The 11,718-nt window shown below is 38.7% G+C and carries 9 protein-coding genes; 2 read left to right on the top strand and 7 right to left on the bottom strand.

Going from position 1 to position 11,718, the window contains the following annotated elements:
• Positions 1-72: 72 nt before the first annotated feature.
• Both rpoE and AC3EA5_RS12155 read right to left on the bottom strand, forming a co-directional pair.
• Entirely contained in the window at positions 73-630 is a 558-nt protein-coding gene (rpoE, locus tag AC3EA5_RS12160) for a DNA-directed RNA polymerase subunit delta (RefSeq protein ID WP_488608584.1), read from the bottom strand.
• 72 nt (positions 631-702) lie between these two features.
• Positions 703-861, bottom strand: coding sequence for a hypothetical protein (locus tag AC3EA5_RS12155; protein ID WP_394190343.1), 159 nt, complete (start codon positions 859-861; stop codon positions 703-705).
• 163 nt (positions 862-1,024) lie between these two features.
• On the opposite strand from AC3EA5_RS12155, the gene AC3EA5_RS12150 reads away from it, so the two are divergent.
• Positions 1,025-2,542, top strand: coding sequence for a hypothetical protein (locus AC3EA5_RS12150; protein ID WP_488608583.1), 1,518 nt, complete (start codon positions 1,025-1,027; stop codon positions 2,540-2,542).
• 144 nt (positions 2,543-2,686) lie between these two features.
• Positions 2,687-4,216 (top strand): hypothetical protein, encoded by a 1,530-nt coding sequence (locus tag AC3EA5_RS12145; protein ID WP_488608582.1) that lies wholly within the window; start codon positions 2,687-2,689, stop codon positions 4,214-4,216.
• A 249-nt stretch (positions 4,217-4,465) separates the two neighbouring features.
• Here AC3EA5_RS12145 and icmF read toward each other — a convergent pair whose 3' ends face one another.
• The 5 genes from icmF to AC3EA5_RS12120 form a co-directional block, all read right to left on the bottom strand.
• Positions 4,466-7,726: a fused isobutyryl-CoA mutase/GTPase IcmF gene (icmF, locus tag AC3EA5_RS12140; RefSeq protein ID WP_488608581.1), complete on the bottom strand. Its 3,261-nt coding sequence runs from the start codon at positions 7,724-7,726 to the stop codon at positions 4,466-4,468.
• Entirely contained in the window at positions 7,723-8,358 is a 636-nt protein-coding gene (locus tag AC3EA5_RS12135) for a TetR/AcrR family transcriptional regulator (protein ID WP_488608580.1), read from the bottom strand. Before AC3EA5_RS12135 ends, icmF begins: the two co-directional genes overlap by 4 nt.
• 12 nt (positions 8,359-8,370) lie before the next feature.
• Positions 8,371-9,510: an acyl-CoA dehydrogenase gene (locus AC3EA5_RS12130; protein WP_394190353.1), complete on the bottom strand. Its 1,140-nt coding sequence runs from the start codon at positions 9,508-9,510 to the stop codon at positions 8,371-8,373.
• Positions 9,511-9,716: 206 nt separating this feature from the next.
• The gene (locus tag AC3EA5_RS12125; RefSeq protein WP_488608579.1) at positions 9,717-10,853 is read right to left on the bottom strand and encodes an acyl-CoA dehydrogenase; all 1,137 of its coding nucleotides are present in this window, start codon (positions 10,851-10,853) and stop codon (positions 9,717-9,719) included.
• Positions 10,854-10,865: 12 nt separating this feature from the next.
• Positions 10,866-11,717: a 3-hydroxybutyryl-CoA dehydrogenase gene (locus tag AC3EA5_RS12120; protein WP_488608578.1), complete on the bottom strand. Its 852-nt coding sequence runs from the start codon at positions 11,715-11,717 to the stop codon at positions 10,866-10,868.
• Between the last annotated feature and the right edge of the window lies 1 nt (position 11,718).

The following is an 11,718-nucleotide window of genomic DNA, read 5'->3' as shown; positions in this document are numbered from 1 at the left end:
TATAAGCGTTCAATCTCCCTTTTTAGGGAGCCCAATTAAAAGAGTAATCGGAAAGGCTAAATAAGTCAAGACCTATTCTTCGTCTTCGTCCTCGTCCTCTTCTTCATCTTCAACGATTTCGAAATCGTCATCCGTCTCGATTAAATCAACTGCTACTTCTACTTCGATTTCAGCAACTTCTTCTTCATCTTCATCATCTTCATCAATGTCGAAGTCATCATCATCGTCGTCAGCATCCACTTCAACGAATTCGTCGAAGTCTTCTTCAAATGTGATTTCGTCATCATCTGTGTCATCTAAATCATCGTCGTCAGCAGCAGCTTTCGCTTTTTTCTTGCGGACTTTGACAGTTGGTGCAGTTTCTTCTTCAATTTGTTCTACAGGATACCATTCACGTAAGCCCCAACGATTTTCAGAAATCGCTAAAAAGCGTCCATCAATATTCATATCTGTATAGTATTGAAGCATGCGCTCTTTCATTTGTGCATTTGTGAAACCGTTTAAAGCCTGAATCTCATTTAACAACTCTTGTAAAGTTAATGATTCATGCTTTTCTTCTAGTACTGCATATCCCAAATCGATAAACGATTCTTCTTTTAGTTGTTCTTTTGTCATTTCACGAAATTTCAACTCGTACACGTCCTTTCTACTTGCCTAAGCATAATACCCATTATATACAATCTATCTCTTAATATGCTACCGTCATTTCTTGTTTTTTGCATGATAGAGTTTTTGCCATCCATAAAAAAACAAATAGAAGGACAATAGAAGAAGGGGTATTGCACCCATTTGTTTATTATACAAGAAAAATGTCACGATTAAACATCCCACAATCACGACTACATGCATCGTATTCTTCATATATGACATCCTCCCCATTCCAATAGGTTTATTATACCTAAAATCGTGCAATAGGTGTCCATTTCAAACATCATTTTCATAATTCTTTGAAATTTATCAACCCATAACTCCCCTAGTATGGCATAATAAGTAAAAATCGTTTTTGATAGAAAAGGAAGATACTATGAAAAAATCTTTTAAAATCATTACACTTCTACTGATAATCATTTGTATAAGCTTTCAGTATTCGATTGCTTTAAAAGAACAAAAAATGCCTCCTTCACCAGATTGGAGTCGATCTATTGAAACTGATAATCATGGAAGCAAATATTTCAAACTTCAAAGTGTTCCAAATGATAATGGTTATAGCATTAGTAGAACAACTTTCAAACAATGGGATTATGTTGAATGTACATACGATTTAGATTGCCAAGAACTTTGGTCGATCGATGACTTTAATTATAAAAAGAAAACTTGGTCAGACGGTCATACAACTTATTTCATTAAAGATGATACTCTATTTAGTTCCACAACTCATGGAGTAAACACTGCTATTTCATCCTCTGTCGTGGACTTCACAAAAACCAAAGATATCTTGGTATATTGGAAAACGAATAATACATTAGTTGTTCAAAAAGGCAGTGATGAACCACAAGAATATGTAACCGATGAGCCAGTTTGGTCAAGCATTGTTGTCGATGATCAAGTATTTATTGTTAGTAAGTCTATCAAAACGAATAAAGTGAGCATCAGTAAAGTAAACGAAACAATTACCCCTTACACTCATTTTATTGCGAAATCCTATGAAACAATTCATTCGTTGGGCATGTTGTCTCTTAATGAAGATCAATATGTTCTTCACCTAGAAATAGGGATGAAAGAGGCTGGCTCGCGCAAGAAGACCCTAAGAGCAGCAGTCTTATCTAAAACAAATCCAGATGATTATAAACTGTCAGATATCATTTTTTTTGATAAAGAGTCGGGTGAAAAATTAAGGAATATGAATTATCCTTCTTTCTTTATAGGAACCAACAAAATTTTATTAACGTTCTCAGCTACTAAATCTTCAGGCAATCATATTTATGTAGCAGAATTTAATCCTAAAATAATCGAAGCTTCTGCTGTTTCAAAAAGTGATAATTATTACTCTCACCCACTTATAATAAATGAAGATACGATTATATATTATAAAGAAACTCGTTCGGGTAAAGTCATGATGTATTCTTCGAAGCTCGAGGAAATAAGAGCGGCTAGTGCCAACGGTTTAAAAGGTGATGCATTAGAAGCTTTCCATTTATTATTTGCACATTTATTCAAAGGGATTTTACTAGCAATGCTTTCCGTTGTGTGGATTGTTCCAGCAAGTTTCGTCAGTTACTTTCTCGTGAATCAACTAGGGAAATATGGTAATCAGTTAAAATACTTATGGATGTATATCGCTTATATGGTTACTCTATTAATCACACAGTTTTTACTTTTTTCCCAATTGCTGCATCCAGAAACCATGGTTAGTAAAATGATCTATCTTTCAGAAACTTGGCATATTTACATGATTTTATTGATCGCAACGATTGTTAGTGTTCTACCAGTATTTCTATCTCTTACAAAACTAGATGACGACAATGCGAATCGCGCCATAGTCCATGCCACAATTTTAAATCTATTTATTTTATTCGTATTGATTGGTCCTTATTTCTATTAATGAAAAACATACGTTATTCCCGTATCCAAAATAAACTCTTGGATACGGGATTTTCTATTAGACTTATTGAAATTTAAACACAAAACGATGGTTAATTATGTCATAATGAATGAAAAATCAATTTTAAATGTAAAGGACATGATTATGAATAAATCATTTAAACTCATCACGACTCTACTCATCATTGTATTTTTAAGTTTTCAATATTCCATTGCTTTAGATGAACAAAAGCAACCACCTTCACCTGAATGGAGTCGTTCATTCCCCACTGATGGAAAAGGAACGGACTATTTTAAACTACAAAGTGTCCCAACTGAAAATGGATTTGGAATAAGCAGAATATCTTTTGATCGTTGGGATTATGTCGACTGCGATTCAAATTTAAATTGTGACCAAGTATGGTCGAAAACCGATTTTAATTATCGAACTCAAGCTTGGACGGACGGAGACTCTACTTATTACATTAAAGACGAGACTCTTTTTCGTTCTAGCAATCCAAATACTGGTGTACCAATATCATCATCGGTAATCGATTTTACAAAGTCTAAAGATATTTTGGTTTATTGGACAACGGACAACAAATTGGTCGTTCAAAAAGAAAATCAAGAACCGAAAGAATATGTAACAGAGGAACCGGTTTGGCAAAGCTTTATAGTAGAGGATCAAGTCTTTGTCGTTTATAAGTCTGTGATCACAAATACCGTCATCATTAACCAAGCAAATGAAACCCTTACACCTTTTGCTCAATTTAAAACAAAAGCGAATGAGAATTTACATTCCATGCATGTATTCGCTTTAAATGCGAATGAATATTCAATTTTACTAGAAATCGGTCTCAAATCAGCTGGTGATCGTCATAAATACATTCGAACTGCCAATATATCTAAAACAACTCCAGAAGATCCTATATTTTCAGAGATCACATTTGTTGATAAAGTATCTGGTGAAAAACTTAGTGATATGAATAATCCAATGATATTTAATGGACAAGGTACACCATACCTAACATTTACAGCTACTATGTCTACCAAAACTGGATCAAGCAATCATATATTTGTTGGTGAGTTGAATCCAGAAAGAATCGAAGCATCAGTTGTGACAAAGAGTGGTGATTTTTATAGCCACCCCGTCATGTTAAATGAAGAAACGATTATTTTTTATAAAAATGTAAAATTAAACAATGAATTGATGTACTCTTCTTCAAGTGAAGAAAAAAGAGAGCTGAGTGAAAATGGATTAAAAGGTGACGCGAAGGAAGCATTCCATTCGTTTTTCACTCAATCATTTAAGGGGATCTTACTGGCGCTACTTTCTTTCTTATGGATTGTGCCTGCTACTTTCATCAGTTATTTCACTGGGACACATCTTCAAAAACGAGGAAATCGACATGTATCTCCTTTGATGTATAGTAGTTATATCGCTACAATGTTCATCAGTCAATTATTAGTATTTTCACAAATACTTCATGCAGATTCTATTGTTAGTAAAATGCCTTATCTATCGGAAACTTGGCATCTTTATCTTCTTTTATTCATTGCAAGTGTTGTGAGTGTATTACCTCTAATCTTGTCTCGAACAAAGATCATTGAAGACAACGCAAACCGTGCCATTGTGCATGCAACTCTACTTAATTTAGTGATTTTGGTTATATTAATTGGACCTTATTTCTTTTAAAAATAGAATAGTAAATGTGGTTGATGATATTTCGCAAAATAGCTTCTTTTTTCCGCGGGCTTGCGCCGAACTAACTCGGACTTAACGTCCGAGTTGATTTCGCCATTACTCTTTTCCCGCTGGAGTCTACGCTTTTTTGCTAAGTATTCATGCTTTGATATGTCTGTGCGAAAAGAGTTTGACCGATAAACAAAACAAAAAATCCCGCTTCCAAGTTTCATACCTTGGAGCGGGATTTTCCTATTGAGCTTACATATTACGACGGTATTGTCCGCCTACTTCATATAGAGCATTTGTGATTTGACCGAGTGATGCCACTTTTACTGTGTCCATCAATTGTTCAAAGATATTACCACCTGTTACAGCTACTTCTTTTAATTTTGCTAAAGCTGCATCTGCTTCAGATTGGTTGCGTTGTTGGAATGCACGTAAGTTACGAATTTGCGTTTCTTTTTCGTCACTTGTTGCACGTGCAATCTCCATGTTATCAATATCATCTGAAGATGGTGGGTTTGGATTTAAATACGTGTTCACACCGATAATCGGTAATTCACCCGTATGTTTTAACATTTCATAATGCATCGACTCTTCTTGGATTTTTCCTCGTTGGTACTGAGTTTCCATTGCCCCAAGAACACCGCCACGATCATTAATGCGATCGAACTCTGTCAATACCGCTTCTTCAACTAGATCCGTCATTTCTTCGATAATGAAAGCACCTTGTAGTGGGTTTTCATTTTTCGCTAGACCTAACTCTTTTGTAATGATCATTTGAATAGCCATGGCACGACGAACAGATTCTTCTGTTGGTGTTGTAATGGCTTCGTCATATGCGTTTGTATGAAGAGAGTTACAGTTATCTTGCAATGCCATTAACGCTTGCAAAGTCGTACGAATATCATTGAAATCGATTTCTTGCGCATGCAATGATCGACCCGATGTTTGAACATGGTATTTCAATTTTTGACTGCGATCATTTGCACCATACTTATCACGCATAACTACTGCCCAAATACGACGAGCAACACGCCCAATAACCGTATATTCTGGGTCTAAACCATTCGAGAAGAAGAATGATAGATTTGGTGCAAAGTCATCAATGTTCATGCCACGGCTTAAGTAATACTCCACGTATGTGAAACCATTCGCCAATGTGAAAGCAAGTTGTGAAATTGGGTTCGCCCCTGCTTCCGCAATGTGATAGCCGGAAATCGAAACCGAATAATAGTTACGTACTTTTTGGTCAATAAAGTATTGTTGAATATCACCCATCATGCGAAGTGCAAATTCAGTTGAGAAAATACATGTGTTTTGACCTTGGTCTTCTTTTAGAATGTCGGCTTGAACCGTACCACGAACTACTTGTAGTGTCGTTTGACGAACTTCCATGAATTCTTCAACCGTTAATGTGCGACCGAATTTTTCTTCATTCACTTTCACTTGTTGATCAATCGCTGTATTCATGAACATCGCTAATATAATTGGCGCAGGTCCATTAATCGTCATTGATACAGACGTAGCTGGCGCACATAAGTCAAAGCCATCATACAGCTTCTTCATATCGTCAAGCGTACAGATGCTTACACCTGATTCTCCAACTTTCCCGTAAATATCTGGACGTTCATCAGGGTCTTCACCGTATAAAGTTACTGAGTCAAATGCTGTTGATAGACGCTTCGCATCATCATCTTTTGATAAGTAATGGAAACGACGGTTTGTGCGTTCTGGTGTTCCTTCTCCAGCGAATTGGCGTTTTGGATCTTCCCCTTCACGTTTGAACGGGAATACACCAGACGTATAAGGGAATGAACCTGGAACATTTTCTTTGTATACCCATCGTAAAATCTCACCGTAGTCTACAAATTTAGGCAATGCCACTTTAGGCACTTTTAATCCTGATAAACTTTCCGTACGCAAAATTGTGCGAAGCTCTTTGTCACGTACTTTTGTAACGAATTCGTCTCCTGCATACGCTTCTTTTAAAGCTTTCCAGTTATCTAAAATTCGTTTCGATTCCGCTGTTAATTCATCACGCACGCCTTGTGCAAGAGAAGTTAATGATTGCACTAAAGCATCATTCGGTGCTTTTTCATTTACCGTTTCGATTGCTCCTTCAAGTTGGAACAAACGACGTGCTAAACCAGCTTGTTGATCAGATTTTTTGTGATAACCACGAACTGCATCCGTAATTTCACGCAAGTAGTAACGACGATCATTTGGAATGATGACATTTTGCTTTTGCGTTTTCACGAATTGTTCATAAGACGTCTGCCAGTCAGTTCCACACACTTCATTCACACGAGCCACTAAAGCTGCGAATAAAGAATTGGTCCCCTTGTCATTGAACTGGCTTGCGATCGTCCCGTAAACAGGCATCGTATCGAGACTTGCATCCCATAGACCGCGGCTACGTTGGTATTGCTTTTGAACTTGACGCAATGCATCTTCCGAACCTTTACGCTCGTATTTGTTGATAACAATCAAGTCTGCAAAATCAATCATATCGATTTTTTCTAATTGTGATGGAGCACCGAATTCACTTGTCATCACATACATAGAAAGATCTGACACGTTCGTGATTTCAGCGTCACCTTGTCCGATTCCGCTTGTTTCAACAACAATCAAATCATAGCCAGCAACTTTTACAACGTCTAAAACGTCGCTAATAGCCCCTGATAATTCCGTACGTGAACCACGTGTTGCAAGACTGCGCATAAATACGCGTTTATTGAAAATCGCATTCATGCGAATACGGTCTCCAAGTAATGCCCCACCTGTTTTTTGTTTCGTTGGGTCAATGGATAATACCGCGATTTTCTTCTCAGGGAATTCTGATAGGAAACGACGAATTAATTCATCCGTAAGACTTGATTTACCCGCTCCACCCGTTCCAGTAATACCTAAAACAGGCGTTCCTTTGGATAGTTCTCGCGCTTTTTCAACTAATGCTTTAGCGTCGCTGTTTTCATTGTTAACCCCGTCTTCAGCGACAGTGATTAAATGTGATAATACTTCAGGGTGTTCCGTATCCGCTTGCGCTAACTGATCCACTGCATTTTTCGTATCAATGGCTTTATCGCAATCTTCTACCATACGGTTAATCATCCCTTGAAGACCTAGTGTACGACCGTCTTCAGGAGAGAAAATCCACGCAATCCCGTAGTCATGTAATTCTTTGATTTCTTTAGGAATGATTACGCCACCACCACCGCCATAAATGCGGATATGTGGAGCCCCTCTTTCTGCTAATAAATCATGCATGTACTTGAAGTATTCAACGTGTCCACCTTGATAAGATGAGATCGCAATCCCGTTCGCATCTTCTTGAATCGCTGCATTTACAACTTCTTCAACTGAACGATTGTGACCTAAGTGAATGACTTCAGATCCTGTTGATTGCAAAATACGACGCATAATATTAATCGATGCATCGTGACCGTCAAAAAGACTTGATGCCGTTACAAAACGAACATGGTTTGTTGGACGATAAACTTCTACTGTTGCTGTCATACTGTTCCCCCATTCCTTTGAATCCCTTGTAATAAAAATCGTGTTTGCACGCTAATAAATTCGTCAATTGTCATATCTTTATGAAGACCCCATCTTCTAAACGCCCACATTTGACCTTGAACGACCACATGATGTGCGGCAAGTTTAACGTCCTCTTGTGCGATGTGTACATCACCAGATAATCGACAATTTTCAATGATTTCTTCGAAGATTGCGACCATGCCGAGTTCTTTATTCAACACATACTGCAAAGCGTCTTTTGGAAGAGATTTAGACTCTTGGTACATCACGACAAACTCATCCTGCATCTCATCGATCAGAAGATAATAATGTCGAATAGAAGATTCGAGTCCGTCTATAGTTCCAGCTTGAGCAGGCAGGGTCGACAAGCGGTCCTGCACTTCCTCATAAATGCTGTCACATACTAAATATAAGACGTCTTCTTTGGTGCGGATGTACTCATATAATGTGCCAATGCTAAAACCCGCTTCTTTTGCGATTTCACGTGTCGTGGTGCGGTGAAAACCCTTCTGTTTGAAGAGTGAAACCGCGCCACGGATCATTTGAATTCGACGTTTAGCAATTAGGCTTTCATCTTTTACAGATGATTGCACTTCACGTTTGGTTTCCACCTCAATCACCACTTATTTCGTTAGCATGCGAGAAATAACAAGACGTTGAATTTCTTGTGTACCCTCGTAAATTTGAGTGATTTTCGCGTCACGCATATAACGTTCTACTGGGTAATCTTTCGTGTAACCATATCCACCAAATACTTGAACCGCTTCAACTGTTACTTTCATAGCTGTATCACCAGCCATTAATTTCGCCATTGCGGATTCTTTCCCATAAGATAATCCGTTAGACTCTAACCAAGCAGCTTGGTACGTTAACAAACGTGATGCTTCAATTGATGTTGCCATGTCAGCTAATTTGAATGAAACCCCTTGATTAGCAGCGATTGGTTTACCGAATTGAACACGTTCTTTCGCATAGTCAACCGAAGCGTCTAATGCACCTTGTGCAATCCCGACCGCTTGAGCAGCGATCCCGTTACGTCCACCGTCAAGTGTCTTCATAGCGATAATGAATCCTTCGCCTTCAGCACCTAGCAAGTTTTCTTTAGGAATGCGGCAGTTATCAAAAATAATTTCTGTTGTTGGTGACGAACGAATTCCTAGTTTCTTCTCTTTCTTACCTACTGAGAACCCTTCGAAGTCCGCTTCAACAATAAATGCACTTGTACCTTTATGTTTTGAAGTTGGATCTGTTACGGCAAATACTACGTAAATATCAGCAATTCCACCGTTTGTAATAAAGATTTTCGATCCGTTTAATACATAGTGGTCGCCATCTAATTTAGCTGTTGTTTTCATGCCACCAGCGTCAGAACCTGAACCAGCTTCTGTTAAACCGTACCCACCAATTTTTGTTCCTTCTGCCATTGGACGAAGGTACTTTTGTTTTTGTTCTTCATTGCCGTATTTGAAAATTGGCCATCCAGCTAATGAAGTATGAGCGGATAGTGTTACGCCTGTAGATGCACAAACGCGTGATAGTTCTTCAACTGCGATACAGTAGGCTAAGTAGTCTGATCCGATTCCGCCGTATTCTTCTGGCCATGGGATACCTGTTAAGCCAAGTTCCGCCATTTTATCGAAGATGTCGCGGTCAAAGCGTTCTTCTTCGTCACGTTCTGCAGCTGTTGGTGCTACTTCTTTCATTGCGAAGTCGCGTACCATTTTACGAATCATTTCATGTTCTTCTGATAGTTTAAAGTTCATTTTTATTCCCGCCTTTTATGTTTTTAGTTTGTATATCCTACCGTGCTGAAAAATTCTCGCCCTTTCCGCCGACTACCCACGAGCCTCCTCGATTGGTTCGTTCCTCACCAATCTGCGGGGTCTCTTAGAGGTAGTTATTCGGCAGGAGTGGCGGGAATTTTTCACCACGTAATCATATAAATAGCACTCTAAGTCCATATATTCTTTTATTTCAATAGATGTTTGCCGATTACGATGCGTTGAATTTCAGATGTTCCTTCATAGATTTCTGTTACTTTAGCGTCACGGAAATAGCGTTCTACTGGGTAGTCTTCTGTGTAGCCGTATCCACCGAAAACTTGAACGGCTTCAATTGAAGTTTCTACTGCTGTTTTCGAAGCAAATAGTTTGGCCATTGAGGCTTCTTTACCGCATGAAATGCCGCGAGAACGAAGATCTGCTGCACGGTAAACCAACAACCTTGTTGCTTCAACAGCTGTTGCCATGTCTGCTAGTTTAAAACCGACACCTTGTTGAGCTGCGATGGGTTTGCCAAATTGTACACGTTCTTTTGCATAGCCAACTGCTGCTTCATAGGCTGCCTCTGCAATACCTAGAGCTTGAGCTGCAATTCCGATTCGACCAACATCTAAGTTGGCTAAGGCGATTTTGAATCCTTCTCCTTCTGCACCTAAAAGGTTTTCAGCAGGTACTTTCATGTCTTCGAAAGTCAGTTGAACAGTTCGTGACCCGTGTAAGCCCATTTTGTGTTCATCTTTTCCGATAATTAAACCCGGAGTGTCTTTTTCTACGATAAAAGCAGACACGCCGCGAGACCCTTGCGACGGGTCTGTTGAAGCGAATACAATGTAAACATCGGCTTCTCCACCATTTGTAATAAAGACTTTCGAGCCGTTAAGTGTGTAAAAATCTCCACCTTTTGTGGCTTTCGATTTCATTGAACCAGCGTCCGAACCAGCAGATGGCTCTGTTAAACAGAACGCTCCTAAATATTCACCAGATGCTAATTTCGGCACGTACTTTTGTTTTTGTTCTTCATTGCCGAAATAAAGAATCGGATTTGTTCCAACCGATGTGTGTACCGAAAGGATTACGCCAACTACTGCACTCACTTTTGATAGCTCATGAATGGCAATGATATAACTTAGGAAATCCATTTCTGAACCGCCGTATTTTTCAGGTGCAGTAATTCCCATAAGTCCTAGCCCGGCCATTTTCTTTAAAATTTCACGAGGAAATTCACCTTGTTCCATTTGGTCAATAAACGGTTCGATTTCCGTTTTAGCAAAGTCACGAACCATATTGCGCATCATTAATTGTTCTTCTGTAAATTTCAGTTCCAAGCTGAGCGCCTCCTATTCGTAAACGTAAAAACCGCGACCTGTTTTCTTACCTAACCAGCCTGCTTTTACGTATTTGCGCAGTAATGGGCATGGACGATATTTACTGTCCCCAAATCCGTCATGCAAGATTTCCATAATGTATAAACATGTATCTAAACCAATAAAGTCAGCTAATTGTAAAGGTCCCATTGGATGATTCATACCCATTTTCATCACGTCATCAATGGCTTCTTTAGTCGCTACACCTTCATACAAAGTGTAAATGGCTTCATTGATCATTGGCATTAAAATACGGTTAGAGACGAATCCTGGGAAATCATTCACTTCAACCGGTACTTTGTCTAGTTTCTTCGTCATTTCTTCAATCGCTGTGTAGACTTCATCTGAAGTAGCAAGACCACGAATAATTTCTACGAGCTTCATTACTGGAACCGGGTTCATAAAGTGCATACCAATTACTTGTTCCGGACGGTTTGTTACCGCTGCAATCTCTGTGATTGGAAGTGAAGATGTGTTTGAAGCTAAAATTGCATGTTTTGGTGTGATTTCATCCAAACGTTTGAAAATCGATTGTTTGATTTCCATGTTTTCAACAGCAGCTTCAATAACTAAATCCACATCACTCGCATCATTTAAATCAAGAGATTTCGTAATGCGTGATAGTACTTTTGTTTTTTCATCTTCTGTCATGCGTCCTTTTTCAACGCTGCGTGATAAGTTCTTCGTAATGATGCCAAGTCCACGTTCGAAAAATTCATCTTTCATATCGTTAAGCTTTACGTCGAAACCAGCTTGCGCACAAACTTGCGCAATACCAGAACCCATTTGTCCCGCTCCGATTACTAATACTTTTTGGATGTTCATA

It is taken from the genome of Paenisporosarcina sp. (assembly GCF_057785155.1).
The sequence above is the reverse complement of the archived record's forward strand: the minus strand, read 5'-3'. Positions and strand labels throughout refer to the sequence as shown.

Bases quoted from the DNA above. Each gene is read 5' to 3' on its own strand.
- AC3EA5_RS12155 (WP_394190343.1), bottom strand. From the start codon at position 861: ATGAAGAATACGATGCATGTAGTCGTGATTGTGGGATGTTTAATCGTG.
- AC3EA5_RS12150 (WP_488608583.1), top strand. From the start codon at position 1,025: ATGAAAAAATCTTTTAAAATCATTACACTTCTACTGATAATCATTTGT.
- AC3EA5_RS12145 (WP_488608582.1), top strand. From the start codon at position 2,687: ATGAATAAATCATTTAAACTCATCACGACTCTACTCATCATTGTATTT.
- icmF (WP_488608581.1), bottom strand. From the start codon at position 7,726: ATGACAGCAACAGTAGAAGTTTATCGTCCAACAAACCATGTTCGTTTT.
- AC3EA5_RS12130 (WP_394190353.1), bottom strand. From the start codon at position 9,510: ATGAACTTTAAACTATCAGAAGAACATGAAATGATTCGTAAAATGGTA.
- AC3EA5_RS12120 (WP_488608578.1), bottom strand. From the start codon at position 11,717: ATGAACATCCAAAAAGTATTAGTAATCGGAGCGGGACAAATGGGTTCT.